The sequence below is a fragment of the Bacteroides sp. 2201st1_D9_2201SCRN_220225 genome (assembly GCF_040928965.1).
GTDB classification, from domain to species: Bacteria; Bacteroidota; Bacteroidia; order Bacteroidales; family Bacteroidaceae; genus Bacteroides; species Bacteroides stercoris.
In genome coordinates this window covers 17366-36095 of sequence record NZ_JBCODG010000046.1, presented here as the reverse complement: position 1 = coordinate 36095, position 18730 = coordinate 17366, and the positions used below count along the sequence as shown (strand labels likewise).

The following is an 18730-nucleotide window of genomic DNA, read 5'->3' as shown; positions in this document are numbered from 1 at the left end:
GTCTACCAGTATTAATGCTGCATGGCAGAAAGACAAGATTGATGAATTGGCAAATGGTAAAGAGGACGATATAAATAATAATTGGTTTATAGGACAGGCGTTGGGGGTAATTTACGGTTACGAGTGTGGCGGACTTTGGAAAGAAGAAGACGCTGCCGAAATGGCTAAGTTCAATGCCAAAGGGCATTCATTCCAAGCAGGTATGGTACGTCCGATAGACCAAAATGGTGATTATAAAATCGACCCGAATGACGATCGTGTAATCATAGGACATACTCGTCCCCGTTGGACTTTTGGCATGACGAATACGTTTACTTACAAGAATTTCGACCTCTCTGTTATGATGTACGGACGCTTCGATTATATGGTAGATACCGGCGGTGAATGGCAGGGTGGACGTTATATGCAGCGTAAGATAAATTATTATAACGAAAACAACAAGAATGCAGAATATCAGAAACCTATTTACAATATTGGCGGTGGAGACCCTTACTATCGTATTGTAGGTTATAAGAACGGTTCATTTCTGAAAGTACGTAACATATCTTTGGGTTACACTTTTCCGCAGACGCTCATCAAAAAGTGGAATTTATCTAATTTAAAGGTTTATGTACAAGCCAAGAATCCGGGACGAATTTTCTCTAATATTGATTTCCTGGAATTGGATGCTTCGCAAGCGTTTACTTCTACTTGGAACCGTGGATTCACAATTGGTTTGAATGTTGGATTTTAAATGTCATTAAAAGTATTATGATTATGAAACTACATAAAAAAATAACATTTGGCTTGTTGGCCTTGACTTTGGTAGGTCCGATGACTTCTTGCAGTGATTTTCTGGATGAGGAGTTGACTACTCAGCAGAATACAGATTTCTTCGATACTCAAGAAGGTATCGACCGTTTGGAAGTTAGCCTTTACTATAATTTACGTTTCCATTTTGCAAAAGAGTGGGCATGTGCCACTACTAACTATGGTACGGATGAGTTTCGTGTAGGTGGCGACGGTTCTAATGCTTCCTGGAATAATTATGATGGAAACTTCCAGTCATCGATTGTCAGCAACTCTACCAATATGTATGAAGTTTGGGATGGCATGTATATCGGTATCAACAATGCCAATCTGCTATTGAGTAAGGTTACTCCGGATAGTTACAAAGCAGACAATAAGAATACTTATATGGGAGAAGCTTATTTCCTGCGCGGGTTCAATTATCTGAAACTGGTATCTCAGTATGGGGGAGTTCCTTTGAAACTTACTCCGAGCGAAACTCCGGAACGTGAATTTTCTCGCGCTACTGCCGAAGAAACATTGCAACAGGTGATCAGTGACTTAAAAGACGCTTATAAGTATCTGCCCGAAACAGCTCCCATGACAGGAAAGATGACGAAAGATGCAGCAGCGCATTTTCTTGCCAAAGCATATTTGTTGCGTGCCAGTGAGATAAATGATGATTGGAACAGCGCAACGAAAGAGGATGATTTGAAAGAAGCATTACGTTTGGCGCAAGAGGTTATATCTCATCGTAGTTTAGCTCCGAATTATGCAGATTTGTGGAATTATACTGAGCCGAACGGTGCAAACGAGCAACTGGATGAAATAATTTTGGCAGCTCAGTTCTCTTCTGACAAAGCAACGGAAGGAGCTAATGGTAATCAGTGTCATCTCTATTATGTTTCCGTATACAAAGATTTGCCGCAAATGCAACGTGATATTGCCGGTGAACGCGAGTATCAACGTCTCAGAACTACTTATTATATGTACAATGTGTATGATATGGTCGATGACTCTCGTTTCTGGAAAAGTTTTAAAACGAAATATGCGGTGAACAACCCGCAAAAAGGTTCCGGATACGTACACGGTGATTTGGGTATCATGTATGTAATTAACCGTCCCGGTGACACTCGTTTTGATGCTGTACAGCTTAACAATCAGGTGACTTATGACAAGACGGGGAAAACAATTCCGACAGTGTTTGTAGCTTATCCGAAAGATCGCAACGGAGAAGATGATGAGGCTTTATATGATTATACTAATCGTTATTGTACGTTGAATAAGTATATTGACGGTTCCCGTGAATCGAGAGACAGTCGTGTTGGTTTCCGCGATGGTATTCTTGCCCGTTTGGGTGAAACCTATTTGATTGCAGCCGAAGTGTTGATTCGTCAAGGCAAGTATCCTGATGCTTTAGGCTATATCAATGATCTTCGTGCACGTGCCGCTTATAAAGCAGGAGAAGACCGTTCCGCATATTGCGATGGTGGTGCTGCTTATAATGATAAAGCGTTGGGATATAAGGATGACGGTGTGAATTCTTATTTTGCGGAGAATTCTTATTATGAGTCCAACAATATCGACAGAAACATTAAATCTGCTACAGACTTAAAGATTACGGATATTCACAACTTGCCGGCCGAAGATGAGGCTATTATCAGTAAATTAGGGTATAGTACGGATTATGACCGTATGCTGTGTCTGTTACTGAACGAACGTTCTCGTGAACTTTGCGGTGAATTTCATCGTTGGCAAGATTTATCAAGGACGTTGACTTTGGTCGAACGCGCCAAAGCATTTAATCCGGATGCTGCCCCCAATATTCAGGAACGTCATAATTTGCGTCCTATTCCGCAAACCTACCTGGATGCTATCCAAAAGGACGGTCATGCGTTAACTCCTGAAGAAAAGAAAGCGGAACAGAATCCCGGATATTAATCGGCATCCATTATAAGTTTATAATACAGTGAAGAGAAGAAGGCTCTCTGCCAATCGGGGTAGAGAGCCTTCTCTTTGTGTTTCTTTCCGGTAAAATAAATAATCGAAGATTGACGGGGTTATACTCCGCTGAATGCGCTGAAACCGCCGTCAATAGGAAGCAATGCACCCGTAACGAAGCTGGCGGCATCGCTGCACAGGAACTGTACGGCGCCGTTCAATTCGTTGATGTCGCCGAAGCGTTTCATCGGGGTTTTGGCCAAGACTTTCTTGCTGCGGTCGGTCAGTGAGCCGTCGGGGTTGATGAGTACGGCGCGGTTCTGGTCGCCGATGAAGAAGCCCGGGGCGATGGCATTGACGCGGATACCGTCTCCGTATTTCAGTGCCAGTTCGCTTGCCAGCCATTGGGTGAAGTTGGCAACGGCTGTCTTGGCTGCCGAATAGCCAGGAACGCGGGTGATGGCGCTGTAAGCTGCCATGGAAGATACGTTGACGATGCAGCCCTTACCTTGCTTAGCCATCACTTTGCTGAACACTAAAGACGGGTAAACGGTTCCGTTCATGTTCAGATTGGTCACTTTCTCCCAGCAGGAGATGTCCATGTCGTAGAAGTGCTGGTCGGGAGCCAGAGTTGCGCCCGGCATATTTCCGCCGGCAATGTTGAGCAGAATGTCGATACGTCCCCACTTGGCAACGATGTCATCGGCAAGTTTCTCAAGACTGGCGATGTCCAGCACGTTACCGACGATACCGATTACATCTTCACCATAGGTTTTCAGTTCCTCTACACGCTTGTCCAGTTGTTCCTGACGGATGTCTACCGCTACGACTTTAGCGCCTTGTTGCATAAAACACTTGGCAATGCTGCCACCCAATACACCACCTGCACCGGTGATAACTGCTACTTTACCTGCAATACTGAATTGTTCGTTCATAATCTTTGTCTCCTTTTTTCTTTCTTTTCTTTTTTTATACGGGGAAGCACGTGCATAAAGCATGAAGCGTATGCCCCCTCATACTTTATTGTCTTCTGCTTCACGTATCTATATTGTATATTTTATGCTTGTGTTTCCTTCTGTTTCATTTCGTCTTGTACCACTGCCATCATGCCTTCCACCTGTGCCAGCGCCAGCATACGGCCGTGGAATGAATAGCCGGGATTATATCCCTTGTTCTCATCGCCCAGCATCATCCGTCCGTGGTCTACACGCATGGGCAGGTTCGGGTTTTCTTGCTCGAAGATGCGGATAAGGTCGATGAGGTGACCGCGTCCCGTCAGGTGGGAGCTTTCTATGAAGTTGCCGCCCGGCATGGCTGCGGTGCTGCGCAGATGTACAAAGTGGGTGCGTGATGCAAACTTCCTGGCGAGTTCGCGGGTGTCGTTATGCTCTCCCGCACTGAGCGAGCCGGCACAGAACGTCAGTCCGTTGTGTGGATTATCCACTGCATTCAGGAACCAGGCGATGTCCTCTTCGTTGGTCACGATACGCGGCAAGCCCAGTACCTGGAAAGGCGGGTCGTCGGGATGTACGCACATATTTACGCCGTACTCCTCGCACACCGGCATGATGGCGGCAAGGAAATACCGCATGTTCTCGCGGAGCGCATCGCGGTCGATACCTTTGTACAAGGCAAGCAGATTTCTGAATATATTCACCGGATTCTTGTCGCCTTCCTTGATGTTGCCGTTTACGAATCCCTGCGTCTTTACGATAATCGCATCGACAAGGCTGTCTTTTTCGGTTTCGGTGATGGTCTTGTCCAGTTCGGCCACTTTAGCCAGCTCTTCGGCGGAGTAATCCTTTTCGGCTCCCTCACGTTGCAGAATGCGCAGGTCGAAATAAGCAAAACGCACCCGGTCGAAGTAGAGCGATGAGGTTCCGTCTGCCCAGGGGTGTTGTAAATCCGTGCGTATCCAGTCGATAACGGGCATGAAGTTATAGCATACGGTCTTTACACCGCATTTGCCCAGATTGGCAAGACTGATTTTGTAGTTCTCTATCAGTTGTTCGCGTTCCGGTCCGGCATATTTAATGGCCTCGCATACGGGCAGGCTCTCCACAACCGACCAGCGCAAGCCATAGGACTCGATATATGTCTTTAAATCGTTGATGGCCTCTTCTGTCCAGATTTCGCCGTTGGGCACATCGTGCAAGGCGGTAACTATCCCTTCCACACCGATTTGCCGAAGCATACCGAGCGTTATTTTGTCTTTCTTACCGAACCATCTCCAAGTCTTTTCCATACTTCTTTTTGTATTAATGATTTAAAATGATTATTTACTGCAAATGTAGGCACTAAAACAGTTTGTATATAAACGGATATTTGCAGGATGTTTGCAGATATTTGCGTGTATTGAAAGGATAATGGGATAGTAACCTTTGCTACGAAGTAAACAGCTTTAAATCAATAGTATATAAGTACCAATATAATACCTGCGTTTGGTACGGGAAATACCAACGGTTGGTACGCCTTGTACCGCACTTTGGTACGGCTCCTACCACAGTTTGGTACAGCTCGTACCACGCTTTGGTACAGTTCATACCACGCTTCGGTACGTCTCCTGCCACCGGTTGGTATGCTCCGTACCAACCGGGGTATTCTTTCCGTTTCCCTTTGTATTTTCTTTTTTCCCGCAGACTTATTGTTATTATTCGCTATCTTTGTGTAAGGATAGGATGCGGCTCGGCAAACCGGGAGATGCCGTATCAACATCAGGCAGTGTTATGAGACAGATAATAAACGAACAGCTCCAGATATCGGAGTCCAACCCGATAAAGGCGCGCTATTACGACTACGACCGCTTCACTTACCCCTGGCATTTCCACAGCCAGTACGAAATAATCTATGTGAAGAAAAGCTGCGGCCGTTGCTTTGTGGGCGATTGCATAGAGTGTTTTTCGGAAGGAGATGTGGTATTGTTCGGTCCCAGCCTGCCTCATTATATGCGGAGTGACGATGCTTATCACGGCGATAATCCCCGGTTGCGGGTGCAAGGAACTATCATTCAGTTTGAGGAGAACTTCATGCAATACTCGTTCGACCATTATCCGCAGTTTCACCAGATACGGGTGTTGCTGAAAGAGGCCAGACGGGGTGTTGTCTTTCACACGGCCGATGCCGGTGCGGTACGCGACATGGTATCCGCTTTTCCCGAACTGAAAGGATTCGGACAGATAACCGGTTTGCTGGATTTATTGCAGGCATTGGCGGTATCCGTCCCAAGAAGGATGCTGGCAAGCCCTTGCTACTATGAGAAGTTTCCCACAGCGGGAAACAAGCGTATCGATAAAATCATCTCCTTTATCAATAGCAACTACACCCGTTCCCTCAAGCTCGACGAGATAGCCGAAATGGCGAATATGAACAGCAGCGCCTTTTGCCGTTTCTTCAAGGACGCCACGGGAAAGACTTTCCTGCAATATGTGGCGGACATGCGCATTGGTTATGCCTGCAAACTGCTGACCATTGGCGATATGGAGATTTCGCAGATAGCTGTGGAGTGCGGGTTCGACTCTATTCCGCACTTCAACCGCACCTTCAAGCAACTGACGGGACTGACACCGACGCAGTACCGGAATCAGATAATGAAATGATTTCCCCCCTTCACCCTTCGTCTCCCATAAACAGGAGTGTGCGAAAGGGTGAAGGGGGGATGTGGTAAAAGTTATTTTACGGAATCTCGACCGTTACATACCGAACGAGAACTTGTCGATGGACTGGTATACCACGCTGGCAATACTCAGCGCCACGATGCCTAGCGTACAGATGGCAAGGCCGGCACGCGTGTAGTTATCGCTACGGAAAGCGGCGATAGGCTCATCGCTCTTGTTGATATACATTGCCTTTACAATCTTCAGATAGTAGTAAAGCGACAGAATCGTATTGATTAACGCAATGAACACCAGCAGATGAAAACCACTTTCGAATGCCGCCGCAAAGATGAAGAACTTCGAGAAGAAGCCTGCGAACGGCGGAATACCTGCCAGCGAGAATAGTGCCAGCGTCATAAGGAAAGCCAGCTTAGGGTTGGTGGTGTACAATCCGTTGTAATCTTCCAGTGTAAACTTATCGGCGCGCAATGCTACAATCGTGATAACGGTAAAGACGGCGAGGTTGGCAAACAGGTAAATCAGTACGTAGTACACCAGCGACGTCATACCCAGCGACGTTCCGCTGATAACACCCAGCATGATGTAACCGGCTTGCGAGATACTGGAGAACGCCATCAACCGTTTCAAATTCTCCTGACGCAGCGCAAAGAGGTTGGCGAGCGTGATAGAGGCGATGATAACCCAGTAGAGCACTTCCTGCCATTGCGCCGCCATCGGTGCGAATACCTTATAGAGGATGGTCATCAGCACGAATGCCGCCGCACCTTTGGAGATAACGCTCAGGTAAGCGGTTACCGTACTCGGAGCACCTTCGTATACGTCGGCCGTCCACAGGTGGAAAGGCACCAGCGAAATCTTGAATCCCATGCCGGAGAAGAAGAATACGAATGCCATAATCTGCAACGGGCTTCCGTCCAGATGTGCCGGGATATCGGCAAAGTAGAGTGTGCCTACCGTACCGTATATCAGCGAAAGGCCGTAAAGCAGCAGTCCGCTGGAGAAGAGTGCGGTAAGGATGTACTTGGCGCCTGCTTCGGCAGAGTGGTGGCGGTACTTATCGAAAGCCACCAGCGCAGCCATGGGGATGCTGGCCGTTTCCAGTCCGATGAAGAACATCAGGAAGTGCCCGGCGGAAATCATGAAGTACATACCCAGCAGCGTGGAGAGTGTCAGTACATAGAACTCGCCCTGCTTGATTGCCGCATCGGGGCGGCGCATCCACTCATGCGCCATAAGGAACACGATGAGCGTACCTACGCTGAGAATGGATTTGACGATACTCTGTATCGGTTGGTTATGGTACATCCCGCCGAAAGCGTCGGCTGCCGGACCGGGAACGATGGTTATAAGCGTATGGACGATGAGCAGGGCAACGGGCAGCATGGTGTTCAACATCGGCTTGCCGTCGTGCTTGTGCGCATCCGGACTCATGAAGAGGTCGGCTATGAAGAGGATAACGATAACCGCTATCAGCGACAGCTCTTCTTTCATTAATAGAAATTGGGAGTAATCCATGTTATTTGGTGATTAGTGATTAGTGTTTAGTGAGTGGCTAATAGGTTGACTACCGGCAGCACGCTGTCTCCAATCATGTTGCTTATCCACAGCGGAGCAAGACCCAGTCCGGCTACGCAGGCAATGAGGATGATTACGGCGGTACGTTCGTCCCAGGTGGCATCGGTCAATGTCAGGTGGTGCTTGTTGGTACAGGTTCCGTAGAGGATTTTACCGACAAGGCGCAGGATGTAGACTGCGGTAATCACAATACTCGTACAAGCGATGACGGTCCATGCGCGGTGGAAGGTATCGGGATGCTGGAAAGCGCCGTTGAAGATTGTCATTTCGGCAATGAAACCGCTGAGTCCCGGCAGACCGAGGTTGGCCAGACCGGCGATGACATAGGATACCGCCAGGAAGGGCATAATCTTCATCAGTCCGCTAAGCTCGCGTACATCGCGTGTGTGCGTCCGTCCGTATATCATACCGATAAGGGCGAAGAACAGGGCGGTCATCAATCCGTGGGAAAGCATTTGCAGCACGGCACCCGTACAGGCTGTCCGGTTCATCATCAGGATGGCGAAAAGCACCAGTCCGCAGTGCGATACGGAAGAGTAGGCATTGATGTACTTCAGGTCGGTCTGCACGCAAGCGGAGAATGCGCCGTACACCACGGAGATACCCGTCAGTACGAGGAATATCCAGCCGAGCTCCTGTGCGGCTTCGGGCATCAGGTACATAGCGATGCGGAAACAGCCGTAGCCGCCCAGCTTCATCAGTACGCCTGCATGCAGCATGCTGACGGCGGTAGGTGCGGATGCGTGACCGTCGGGGCTCCAGGTATGGAACGGGAACAGAGCGCCCAGCACGCCGAAACCGAGGAAGGTAAGCGGGAACCAGATGCGTTGTTGCTCCACGGGAATATTGTGCAGTTGGGCTATCTCCAGCAGGTTCATGGTGGTGGCGCCGCTACCGAAGTAGATACCGAGGATACCGATAAGCAGGAAAGCGGAACCGCCCATCAGCATCAGCGTCAGTTTCATGGCAGCGTATTCCTTGCGTCCCGAACCCCATACGCCAATCAGCAGGTACATCGGGATGAGCGCTACCTCGTAGAACATGAACATGGTGAACAGGTCGGTCGAGATAAAGAAACCGAACACACCCATCGACAGCAGGGTGAACCACAGGAAATATTCTTTGGTCAGCGGTTGCAGACGCCAGGAAGCGAATGTACCCGTAAACACGATAATGGCCGAGAGCAGCAGCATGGCTACCGAGATGCCGTCCACCCCTACGGAATAGTGGATGTTGAGGGCGGGATACCAGGCTACATCGGCACGGAACAGCATTTCATCCGTAGCGCCGCCGTGACGGGCTTGCAGGTAGACGACGGTCAGTCCGACGGCTGCAACGAGCAATGCCGAAGCGCCGGCTACCATCACCGCACGTATCTGTGCGATATTACGGCTGAGCCAGAGGCCCAACAGCATCAGCAAGGGGATGAGTACGAATATGGATAAGAAATTCATCTTTATAATATGGTATTAATTGTTATTGTTCTATATGGTTGATACATCACTATCAATTTCCGTTTCTCGTTTACAGCAACAGCAGCAGTATCAGTGCAAGCGTACCCAGCAGGAATACGAAGGTGTATTGCTGGATGCGTCCGCTTTGCAGGCCGCGTATCTCGTCGCTGGTGGCATTGGCGCCCCAGGCAAGGAAATCGAAGAAGCCGTCCACCACATGACGGTCCCACCAGGCAATGGGGCGGCTGATGCAGCCGAAGATGATGCGGTGGGTGATGAACTGGTAGACCTCATCGATGTAGAAGCGGTGATAGGCTGCTGTCCACAAGCCGTTGAAGCGGCGGGCAAGCGCATCGGCAACCGGCTGTTTTTCGCCTTTATACATAAAAGTGGCCACAGCTATGGAGATAACCGCAATGGCAATGCTTGTTCCTGCCACGCCCCAGTCGAGGTGGATGGTATAGGCTTCGCCGTTGGAGCTGACGAAGTGGCCGAAAGGAATAAATCCGGCAACTATCGTAACTGCGGCAAGGAACATCAGGGGAACGGTCATGGCAAGGGGCGACTCGTGAGGCGTGTGCTGATGGCTGTGGCTTTCATCGCTTGCCGACTTCAGCCCCGGCTCCGAACTGCCCCAGAAAATGCCGTAATACAGTCTGAACATATAGAATGCGGTCATGGCGGCAATCACCGTCATAATCCAACCCATAACGGGGCTGAACCGGAAGCAGGCCGTCAGTATCTCGTCCTTGGAGAAGAACCCGGAGAACGGGGGAATGCCGGCAATGGCAAGGCAGGCTATCAGGAAGGTGATGTGCGTAACCGGCATGTATTTGCGCAGGCCGCCCATGGCGGACATCTCGTTGCTGTGCACCGCATGGATGATGCTTCCTGCACCGAGGAACAGCAACGCCTTGAACATGGCGTGCGTAAACAAGTGGAACATGCCTGCCATATAACCCAGTCCGCCTTCGTGCGGGTCTGTGGATGTACATACGCCGAGCGCTACCATCATAAAGCCTATCTGCGAGATGGTGGAGAAGGCAAGTACACGCTTGATGTCACTCTGCACACAAGCCACGCTGGCGGCATAGAATGCGGTGAATGCGCCTACATAGGCCACGAGGTGCAGCACGTGGGGCGCATAGTCGATGAACAGCGGGAACATGCGTGCCACCAGGTATACGCCTGCCACCACCATCGTAGCGGCATGAATCAGTGCGCTCACCGGAGTAGGACCTTCCATGGCATCGGGCAGCCAGATGTGCAGCGGGAACATGGCGCTCTTGCCGGCTCCGCCGATGAACATCAGTCCCAGCGCCAGCGGAATCATGGCAGCGCCGCCTTTCAGCAAGGCCATTTCATTGGGTTGGAAGGTGTAGGTTCCGGCATAGTAACCGTAAACCAGGATACCGATAAGGAAGCCCAGGTCGGCAAAGCGGGTCACGATAAACGCTTTCTTGCTGGCGGCGATTGCTGCGGGTTTCGTGTAGTAGAAGCCTATCAGCAGGTAGGAAGACACACCCACCAGCTCCCAGAACAGATACATCTGGAAGATATTGGTTGCCACCACCAGTCCGAGCATGGACATCGTAAACAGCGAGAGGAAAGCGTAGTAGCGTTGGAAGCCGCGTTCGCCTTTCATATAGCCGAAAGAGTAGAGGTGTACCATGAACGATACGGTACTTATGACAATCAGCATCATCACCGATATGGGGTCGAGCAGGATGCCCAGGTCAATGCTGAGTGTCGGCGTAAACGGCAGCCATGTACAGTTGTAAGGCATCAGTGTGGCAAATGTGCCGTCTGCCAGCCGCGGGGCGGTGAAATAGTGTATTGCGGTGAGGTAGGAGAGTACCGCCACTGCACCCAGCACAGCCGTGCCGATGAGTCCGGCAGTGCGGTGCGACATCCATTTGCCGCCCAGTCCCAACACAAGGAACGAGAGCAAAGGAAGGAGAAGGATTAGAATCGTATATTCCATAATTATTGAATTGAGAATTGAAAATGGAGAATTGAGAAATGCTGCTCAGTCTCTCTTTTTGTTTTTATTGAATGGCTCATTATGCAGGCGGTCTGCACAACTCTATGCAGGGTGTCTGCACAGTGCTATGCAGGACATCTGCACAGGCTTATGCAGGATGCCTGCACAGGCATCTACCATTTGAGTTCGTCCAGCTTGTTCACCTGTATGCTGCGGATATTGCGATAGATGTTAATCATGATGGCAATGGCCACGGCCGTTTCGGCTGCCGAGATGGCAATGGAGAACAGGGAGAAGAAGTAACCTTCCAGTCCGCCGGGAAACAGGAAACGGTTGAATACCGCGAAGTTGATGTCCGTAGCATTCAGTATCAACTCAATTGAAATCAGTATCGCCAACGTATTGCGGCGGGTAAAGAACCCGTAGATGCCGGCGAAGAACATGATAGCCGAGACTATCAGGTAATATTCCATGTGTATCATAAATCTTATCTTTTACGTGCTATTAACAATCCGCCTACGATACATGCCAGCAGCAGGATGCTGACGGCCTCGAAGGGCAATAGGTAACCGTATTTGTCGCCGCTCAGCATGTGGTGGCCGATGGTCTTGATGTTGACTTCGAGCGGTTCGATGTCTGTGGTGGCGATGAACTTATGTTTCAGGGTTATGAACAGTACGATGACGGCTCCTGCCACGGTAGCGCCCAGTCCGGCAAGGAACTTGCTGCGTTTCAGCTTGGCCGCCATGTCGCCTTCACCGCTGGTGAGCAGAATGGAGAAGACGTAAAGCACGACGATACCGCCCGCATAGACCATAATCTGTACCGAACCGAGGAACGTATATCCCAGCAGGAAGTAGATGCCTGCCGTGCCGAAAAGCACGAACAGCAGGTATGTGGCCGAACGTACCATGCGTCTGGTGGTTACCGTCAGTATGGAGAATACGCTGATGAAGGCCGCAAGGAAGTAAAATACTATTGTTTCAAGATTAAATTCCATGTTATTGATTACTAATTATGAATGACTGATTACTTCGCTGCTTCAGGCTGGGGAGCGGCGGGTTTCTTCTTCTCTTCTACGTGACTGCCCGGATGGTTCAGCGTCAGTACCAGTTTGCTGCGGTCGAATACGGCATGCTCGAAGTTCTGGTCGAACGTAATGGCATCGTGCGGGCAGGCATTGACGCAAAGCTGGCAGAATATGCACGAACCGAGGTCGTATTCGTACTTCGCCAATATCTTCTTTTTCTTGCCGTCTTCCGTTTCTATCGTCTGGCTCGTCACCTTGATGGTGTCGTTGGGACAAGCCGTCTGGCACAAGCCGCAGGCCACGCAATGGTGTTCGTTCTTCTCGTTGTGGGGCATTGTCAGCGTGCCGCGGAAACGTTCGGAGAGTTTCAGCGTCTTCCGGTTTTCCGGATACTGTTCGGTAGTCTTCTTCCGCCAGAAAACGGTCATGGTGGTTTTCATGCCCGTCAGCAGGGAAGTGATACCGTGTATGAGGCTGCCTATGTAAGAATTATGTTCTTTTTCTTTCATTGTTGTAATTATTATTTAGTGTTGCCCGAAAGGAAATATTGCTCCGGTGCTGTGCCGGCTTAGAAATGCAATTCAAATACTACGATTAATACCATTAGAATCAGGTTCACCATGCTGATGGGAACCAGATATTTCCATTCGAGGTTCAGAATCTGGTCGATACGCAGACGCGGGAATGTCCATTTAATCCACATCAGCAGGAACACCACGAAGAATGCCTTGCTGAAGAACCATACAAAGCCCGGAATGTAATCCATTACAGCGTTGAAGCCGTCCAGGCCCACGATGTGCAACGGCATCCAGCCGCCTAAGAATATCGTGGCTGCCACACTCGCTACGATGAACAGGTTCAGGTACTCTGCCAGGTAGAAGAAGCCGAAGCCCATACCGGAGTATTCCGTATGATAGCCTGCCGTCAGCTCGCTTTCGGCCTCGGGCAAGTCGAACGGACCGCGGTTGGTTTCCGCATTGCCGGCAATCAGGTAGATGATGAAAGCTATCAGAGCCGGGATATGTCCTTTGAAGATGAACCAGCCGTCGGCTTGTCCGGCTACGATTTCGGAGAACTGCATCGTACCCATCAGGACTACCATCGTCAGGATGCTCAGTCCGCACGAGAGTTCGTAACTGATGATTTGCGCACCGCTTCGCATGGCTCCGATAAGCGAGAACTTATTGTTGGAACTCCAGCCGGCAAGCAGGATACCTACCACGCCGATGCTCGAAGCGGCAAGCAGGAAAAACACGCCCACGTTGAAGTCCAGCACTTCCAGACCTTTGCTGACAGGCAGGCAGGCGAAGGTGAGGAACGAGGCTATGATGACCATGAACGGCGCCAGGTTGTAGAGGAATCGGTCGGAGAACTTCAGGTCGATGATTTCCTTGGTCAACATCTTGATAACGTCGCACGGCACTTGGAGCAATCCCCATTTTCCTACACGCATCGGACCGAGGCGGCATTGGAAAAAGGCGCATATCTTGCGCTCCATGTAAATCAGGATAATGGCAAGCACTGCATACATCAGGATGATGCATACGCCTATCACTACACATTCAAGAAACACCGCCAGACCTTCCGGCATGAGGGAGGTCAGCATCTGGTGAATCCAATTGGTTACTATACTAAAGTCAAACATCTGTTTATTTACGGTTTTACGATTTACGATTTGATGTATGTCTGCTGTCTGTTATTGACGTTCTTTTTGCTTTTTACCGTTATCGGTCGATATCGGGTACTACATAGTCCAATGTACCGCCGATAGCGATAAGGTCGGCAATCTTTGCACCGCGGCAAATCGTATCTACGGTAGATACCAGCGGAAGCCCCGTGCTGCGGAAGTGCAGGCGGTAGGGTGTCTTGTCGCCGTGGCTCTCAAGGAATACGCCGAACTCGCCGCGGCTGCCTTCTACGGCAGCGTAGTAAGTGCCTTCCGGTACGCGGATAATCGGTTTCATCTTCTCCTGGTATGCACCTTCGGGGATATTGTCTATCAGTTGTTCGATGATTTTCAGGCTCTCCATGATTTCGTCCATACGGATGAGGTAGCGTGCCCAGGAGTCGCCCTCGGTGCGGACAATCTCTTTGAAGTCCACCTTGTCATACACCCCGTAAGGCATGCGCTTGCGTACGTCGCACGCCCAACCGCTGGCACGGCCCGTACCGCCGGTGGCTCCGAACGCTATGGCATCTTCACGGGAGAGTACGCCTACGCCTTTCAGGCGCTGCTGCGCAATGATGTTTCCTGTAAACACGTCGTGGTATTCGTGCAGGATGCCGCGCAGGTATGGGATGAACTCTTTGACTTTCTTCTGGAAGTCGGGGGCGATGTCGGCTTGCACGCCGCCAATCGTGTTGTAGTTCATGATGAGGCGTCCGCCGCAGGTTCCTTCGAAGATGTCGAGAATCTTTTCACGGTCGCGGAAGCCGTAGAAGAAGGCGGTCAGTGCACCGAGGTCCATTGCCAGGCAGGAGTAGAAAAGCAGGTGCGAGTCGATGCGCTGCAACTCGTCCATGATGGTACGGATGTACTGCACACGTTCGCTTACCTCTATGCCCATGGCTTTTTCGATACACATACACAAGGCATGGCGGTTCTGGTGAGCGCCCAGGTAGTCCAGACGGTCGGTCAGCGCCAGTGTCTGCGGGTATGTAAGACTTTCGCACATCTTTTCGATACCCCGGTGGATATATCCGCAGTTGGCATCGATTTTTTTGATGATTTCACCTTCCAGCGATACGCGGAAACGCATTACGCCGTGGGTTGCGGGGTGTTGGGGACCGATGTTCACCACATATTCGTCGTCGCCGAAGAGTTGCGTTTCCTTGTTCTTTACCGTTCCGTCCGGGTTCAGTTCCAGTTCGGTGGTGGTATCAACCGTTTCCTCATTGTCCATGCGCAGCGGGTTCTGTGCTTCCGGGTCATCGTCTTTACGCATCGGATGCCCTACCCAGTCGTTGCGCAGGTAGAGGCGGCGCATGTCGGGGTGTCCTACGAATACCACGCCGTAGAAGTCGAACACTTCACGCTCCAGAAAGTCTGCCGCTTTCCAGATGTCGCATACAGAGGGAAGTTCGGGATGCTCGCGGTTGAGTGTGGCGGTGCGGATGGCAGTCCGCTTGCCGGTGACGGTGGATTCCAACTGATACACCACGCCAAGTCCGCGCGGAGTGTCGGGAGTGTCTTTGGCGGCATCCGGTTCGCCCCAGTCCATACCGGTGAGGCATTCCAGAAAGTCCATTTGTTCTTCCTGCCGCAGGCGCAGCATTTCGTCATGCAAGGCTGCGGGTTCTATATATCTTATTTCCATACTCATATTCATATTCATTCTTCCGGTCTTTCTTCTTTTTGGTTTACACCGCCAAAGTATTTCTCTATTTTTACTTTACGCTGCAACTGCATCATTCCGTAGTAGAATGCTTCGGGGCGGGGAGGGCATCCGGGGATATATACGTCCACCGGCAAAATCTTGTCTACTCCGTTCACAACGTGGTAGGACTTCTTGAACGGGCCGCCGCTGACAGCGCAACCGCCTACGGCTATCACATACTTAGGGTCTGCCATCTGGTCGTACAAGCGTTTCAGCACCGGAGCCATCTTGTTCGTGATTGTTCCGCACACCATAATCATATCTGCCTGGCGCGGACTGGCACGGGCTACCTCAAACCCGAAGCGCGCCATATCGTAGCGGGCTGCACCGAGGGCCATGAATTCGATACCGCAACAACTGGTTGCAAACGTAAGCGGCCACAGCGAATTGCTGCGTCCCCAATCGATGAAATCGTCCAGAACGCCGATAGCCACATTAGCGCCGCCGGCATTAAGTTCCCGAACCAATTTCTCCAACGTTTCGTTGTCTGTAAACTCCTCATAAGGGATGGATTTTATTTTGGGTTTCTTCGTTACTTCCATTCCAACGCTCCTTTCCTCCAGGCATATGCAAGGCCCAGAACCAATATAATAAGGAAAAATAAAATACTGAAAAGTCCGGCAGCTCCCAGCTCGCGTGCTATGACTGCCCACGGAAACAGGAACACCGTCTCCACTTCAAACATCAGAAACAGGATGGCAAACAAGTAGTAACCTACCCGAAACTGCATCCATGATTTACCGCGGGTGGGAATACCACATTCGTACGGCTCCATTTTCTGCACATTGTACGAACGGGGGGCTATCGCATTGGACAATGCGATGACGATACCCACGAAAGCAATTGCCGTCAGCAAGACGGCTACCAACAAAGTAAAGTTCATAAATCCGATAAGATTTTAGATATATAAAATATAGATATACTGCACTAAAACAAGGATAAAGCGATAAGGCGACAAGGTGATAATGCTTTACCTTTTTTTTAAATGATAATCTTCCTTAACCCGATTATGTAATAATGCGGACCGGGCACGGTAAGACAGTGTACATTCGGCATACGGTCATAGCTTTGCGCACGCAGCAGTTGCTGCATACGGATAATATCAGTGCGCAACAGGGAGCTTTTGTTGTTTGGAACCTGCTGGCTTTCCACATGTTCCAGGCAAGAAGCGGCGGATGATGTATGTCTGTAATAATTATGAATGACCTGTTGGGCGGTAGGCGCCTGCGTCAAAATGCAACTCTCTGCTTTGCAACCGGCCGGAGCGCACAAAAAATCCGCAGCCTCTATTGCACCGTTGTGTAATAAAACCGCGAGTATGGCTATCATACAATATTTTATGCACTGTTTCATACCTCCCTATCTGTTTCAGGGCGCAAAGATATAACAAGTATCTCTCATTTTGCTATCTCTGCATAACAAAATAAGACTATTTTTACACTTTTTATCCTAAATCAATTCCGTTTCCAGAATTCCGGGGTGAACAAAAGTAAGACGGTAAACAATTCCAGACGTCCCAATAACATGAGGAATGACAGTAACCATTTGGCGGCATCGGGCAGGGCATTCCATGAATATGCCGGACCGGTATCACCCAATCCGGGGCCCATATTGCCGATGCTGGATACAACACAGCCGATGGACTCTTCGGCACCTATCCCCATCCCCATCATTATCAGTATGCTGATGATGATAATGATAAAATATAAAAAGAAAAATGCCAACACGGTGGATACGATGGAAGGGGGGATTACTTGTTTGTTTATACGCACCGGCAACACTGCGTTGGGATGGAGGAGGTGCTTGCACTCATTGCGGGATACTTTGGCCAGAATGACCATACGGATACATTTCAGACCGCCGGAAGTGCTGCCGGCACAAGCTCCCATCACCATGACAATGGTAAGAAGTCCCCAAAGCACAGGTGTCCATAACATATAGTCGTCTGTGGCAAAGCCGGTGGAGGTGTGCAGCGATATGACCTGGAACAATGATTTGCGGAAAGCCTCTTCCGCATCCATTGAACCGGTATAATAGAGCACTACGGCTATCACACCGGTAAAGCCTGCTACCGACCAGAAATACCATTTCAGCTCGGCATTGTCAATTACCTTTTTGAATTTCCGGTTGACAAAGAACAGCAATAGCGTAAAGTTGATGCCGGAAATAAACATGAAAATGGAGATTACATATTCTATATAAGGAGAATTGTAATAGGCCACACTTGCCTGCTTGGTGGAGAAACCACCCGTGCCCGTAGTAGCAAAGGCATGGCATACGCTGTCGAACCAGTTCATGCCGCCCAGCATTAACAAGACTACAAGTATGAGAGTGAGTCCGGCATAGATGCTCCATATCCATTTGGCTGTGATGCCGATGCGCGGATGCACCTTGTCGTGCGTGGGACCGCTGGCTTCGGCGGCAAACACCTGCAGGCCGCTGACCCCGAAGATGGGTAATACGGCAATCGTAAACATGATAATTCCCAAACCGCCTATCCATTGTGTCATACCGCGCCAGAACAGCAATCCGTGAGGAAGCGATTCTATATTATCCAGCACGGTGGCTCCCGTACTTGTAAAACCGGACATGGTTTCAAAGAAAGCATTCGTGATGTCAGGGACATATCCGCTGATGTAGAAAGGCAACATACCGAAAAGAGAAAAAGCCACCCAGGCAAAGCTGACCAGGACGTAACCGTCGCGGCGGGTAAGTTGTTTCTCACCGCCTTTTCCGGCGATAGCCATGAGCAGGCCCACTCCTGCTGTGATACCTGCCGATTTCCAGAAATCGAGGAGGGCTTCGTCATTATAGTAGTACGATATTGCCGAACATGCCAGCAACATGACTGTCTCCAGCAGTAGCAGAATACCGATAATCCGTATAATTGTCTTAAAGTTAATCACGCTTGTTTGGATTTTAAGTCGTTAATTTTGAATTATGGGACGGGGCGCAGGTGCAGCCAATTCATAATTCAGAATTTATAA

At 49.9% G+C, this 18730-nt stretch carries 16 protein-coding genes and 1 pseudogene; 3 read left to right on the top strand and 14 right to left on the bottom strand.

All coding sequences use genetic code 11. The annotated features are described in order from the left end of the window. Together AB5903_RS14880 and AB5903_RS14875 are read left to right on the top strand one after the other, a co-directional pair. Positions 1–733 (top strand): annotated as a pseudogene (locus tag AB5903_RS14880) (SusC/RagA family protein); the annotation flags it as partial. Positions 734–756: 23 nt separating this feature from the next. Further along, a complete protein-coding gene (locus tag AB5903_RS14875; protein WP_217417662.1) occupies positions 757–2709 on the top strand; it encodes a RagB/SusD family nutrient uptake outer membrane protein in 1953 nt (650 codons plus the stop codon). 119 nt (positions 2710–2828) lie between these two features. Here AB5903_RS14875 and AB5903_RS14870 read toward each other — a convergent pair whose 3' ends face one another. Further along, positions 2829–3644, bottom strand: a complete 816-nt coding sequence (locus AB5903_RS14870; protein WP_004289114.1) for an SDR family oxidoreductase — start codon at positions 3642–3644, stop codon at positions 2829–2831. 122 nt (positions 3645–3766) lie between these two features. Then, complete coding sequence (uxuA, locus tag AB5903_RS14865) at positions 3767–4954, bottom strand: mannonate dehydratase (protein WP_005657500.1); 1188 nt, start codon at positions 4952–4954, stop codon at positions 3767–3769. 481 nt (positions 4955–5435) lie between these two features. On the opposite strand from uxuA, the gene AB5903_RS14860 reads away from it, so the two are divergent. After that, positions 5436–6305 carry an AraC family transcriptional regulator gene (locus AB5903_RS14860; RefSeq protein ID WP_074713610.1) on the top strand — a complete coding sequence of 290 codons (870 nt, stop codon included), beginning with the start codon at positions 5436–5438 and terminating at the stop codon, positions 6303–6305. A gap of 93 nt (positions 6306–6398) precedes the next feature. Here the strand turns inward: AB5903_RS14860 and AB5903_RS14855 are convergent, their stop codons facing one another. The 12 genes from AB5903_RS14855 to AB5903_RS14800 form a co-directional block, all read right to left on the bottom strand. Further along, positions 6399–7838 carry an NADH-quinone oxidoreductase subunit N gene (locus tag AB5903_RS14855; protein WP_005657495.1) on the bottom strand — a complete coding sequence of 480 codons (1440 nt, stop codon included), beginning with the start codon at positions 7836–7838 and terminating at the stop codon, positions 6399–6401. Between the two features lie 26 nt (positions 7839–7864). Beyond that, complete coding sequence (locus tag AB5903_RS14850) at positions 7865–9352, bottom strand: NuoM family protein (RefSeq protein WP_005657494.1); 1488 nt, start codon at positions 9350–9352, stop codon at positions 7865–7867. A 70-nt stretch (positions 9353–9422) separates the two neighbouring features. After that, the gene (gene nuoL / locus AB5903_RS14845) at positions 9423–11336 is read right to left on the bottom strand and encodes an NADH-quinone oxidoreductase subunit L (protein WP_005657492.1); all 1914 of its coding nucleotides are present in this window, start codon (positions 11334–11336) and stop codon (positions 9423–9425) included. A 173-nt stretch (positions 11337–11509) separates the two neighbouring features. Further along, positions 11510–11818 carry an NADH-quinone oxidoreductase subunit NuoK gene (gene nuoK, locus AB5903_RS14840; RefSeq protein WP_004289123.1) on the bottom strand — a complete coding sequence of 103 codons (309 nt, stop codon included), beginning with the start codon at positions 11816–11818 and terminating at the stop codon, positions 11510–11512. A 5-nt stretch (positions 11819–11823) separates the two neighbouring features. After that, on the bottom strand, positions 11824–12336 hold the full coding sequence (locus AB5903_RS14835; protein ID WP_005657487.1) for an NADH-quinone oxidoreductase subunit J: 513 nt from the start codon (positions 12334–12336) through the stop codon (positions 11824–11826). A 29-nt stretch (positions 12337–12365) separates the two neighbouring features. Further along, positions 12366–12875: a 4Fe-4S dicluster domain-containing protein gene (locus AB5903_RS14830; RefSeq protein ID WP_005657486.1), complete on the bottom strand. Its 510-nt coding sequence runs from the start codon at positions 12873–12875 to the stop codon at positions 12366–12368. Between the two features lie 59 nt (positions 12876–12934). Then, the gene (gene nuoH / locus AB5903_RS14825; RefSeq protein WP_368117973.1) at positions 12935–14011 is read right to left on the bottom strand and encodes an NADH-quinone oxidoreductase subunit NuoH; all 1077 of its coding nucleotides are present in this window, start codon (positions 14009–14011) and stop codon (positions 12935–12937) included. Positions 14012–14090: 79 nt separating this feature from the next. Next, positions 14091–15683, bottom strand: coding sequence for an NADH-quinone oxidoreductase subunit D (locus tag AB5903_RS14820; RefSeq protein WP_034535985.1), 1593 nt, complete (start codon positions 15681–15683; stop codon positions 14091–14093). A gap of 14 nt (positions 15684–15697) precedes the next feature. Next, positions 15698–16285, bottom strand: coding sequence for an NADH-quinone oxidoreductase subunit B (locus AB5903_RS14815; RefSeq protein WP_005657479.1), 588 nt, complete (start codon positions 16283–16285; stop codon positions 15698–15700). Beyond that, positions 16276–16626: an NADH-quinone oxidoreductase subunit A gene (locus AB5903_RS14810; RefSeq protein ID WP_005657477.1), complete on the bottom strand. Its 351-nt coding sequence runs from the start codon at positions 16624–16626 to the stop codon at positions 16276–16278. The genes AB5903_RS14815 and AB5903_RS14810 overlap by 10 nt, the downstream gene beginning before the upstream one ends. Positions 16627–16724: 98 nt before the next feature. Further along, positions 16725–17072: a hypothetical protein gene (locus tag AB5903_RS14805; protein ID WP_005657473.1), complete on the bottom strand. Its 348-nt coding sequence runs from the start codon at positions 17070–17072 to the stop codon at positions 16725–16727. 125 nt (positions 17073–17197) lie between these two features. After that, the gene (locus AB5903_RS14800; protein ID WP_005657471.1) at positions 17198–18649 is read right to left on the bottom strand and encodes a TrkH family potassium uptake protein; all 1452 of its coding nucleotides are present in this window, start codon (positions 18647–18649) and stop codon (positions 17198–17200) included. Positions 18650–18730 lie beyond the last annotated feature (81 nt).

Bases quoted from the DNA above. Each gene is read 5' to 3' on its own strand.
- AB5903_RS14875 (WP_217417662.1), top strand. From the start codon at position 757: ATGAAACTACATAAAAAAATAACATTTGGCTTGTTGGCCTTGACTTTG.
- AB5903_RS14870 (WP_004289114.1), bottom strand. From the start codon at position 3,644: ATGAACGAACAATTCAGTATTGCAGGTAAAGTAGCAGTTATCACCGGT.
- uxuA (WP_005657500.1), bottom strand. From the start codon at position 4,954: ATGGAAAAGACTTGGAGATGGTTCGGTAAGAAAGACAAAATAACGCTC.
- AB5903_RS14860 (WP_074713610.1), top strand. From the start codon at position 5,436: ATGAGACAGATAATAAACGAACAGCTCCAGATATCGGAGTCCAACCCG.
- AB5903_RS14855 (WP_005657495.1), bottom strand. From the start codon at position 7,838: ATGGATTACTCCCAATTTCTATTAATGAAAGAAGAGCTGTCGCTGATA.
- AB5903_RS14850 (WP_005657494.1), bottom strand. From the start codon at position 9,352: ATGAATTTCTTATCCATATTCGTACTCATCCCCTTGCTGATGCTGTTG.
- nuoL (WP_005657492.1), bottom strand. From the start codon at position 11,336: ATGGAATATACGATTCTAATCCTTCTCCTTCCTTTGCTCTCGTTCCTT.
- nuoK (WP_004289123.1), bottom strand. From the start codon at position 11,818: ATGATACACATGGAATATTACCTGATAGTCTCGGCTATCATGTTCTTC.
- AB5903_RS14835 (WP_005657487.1), bottom strand. From the start codon at position 12,336: ATGGAATTTAATCTTGAAACAATAGTATTTTACTTCCTTGCGGCCTTC.
- AB5903_RS14830 (WP_005657486.1), bottom strand. From the start codon at position 12,875: ATGAAAGAAAAAGAACATAATTCTTACATAGGCAGCCTCATACACGGT.
- nuoH (WP_368117973.1), bottom strand. From the start codon at position 14,011: ATGTTTGACTTTAGTATAGTAACCAATTGGATTCACCAGATGCTGACC.
- AB5903_RS14820 (WP_034535985.1), bottom strand. From the start codon at position 15,683: ATGGAAATAAGATATATAGAACCCGCAGCCTTGCATGACGAAATGCTG.
- AB5903_RS14815 (WP_005657479.1), bottom strand. From the start codon at position 16,285: ATGGAAGTAACGAAGAAACCCAAAATAAAATCCATCCCTTATGAGGAG.
- AB5903_RS14810 (WP_005657477.1), bottom strand. From the start codon at position 16,626: ATGAACTTTACTTTGTTGGTAGCCGTCTTGCTGACGGCAATTGCTTTC.
- AB5903_RS14805 (WP_005657473.1), bottom strand. From the start codon at position 17,072: ATGATAGCCATACTCGCGGTTTTATTACACAACGGTGCAATAGAGGCT.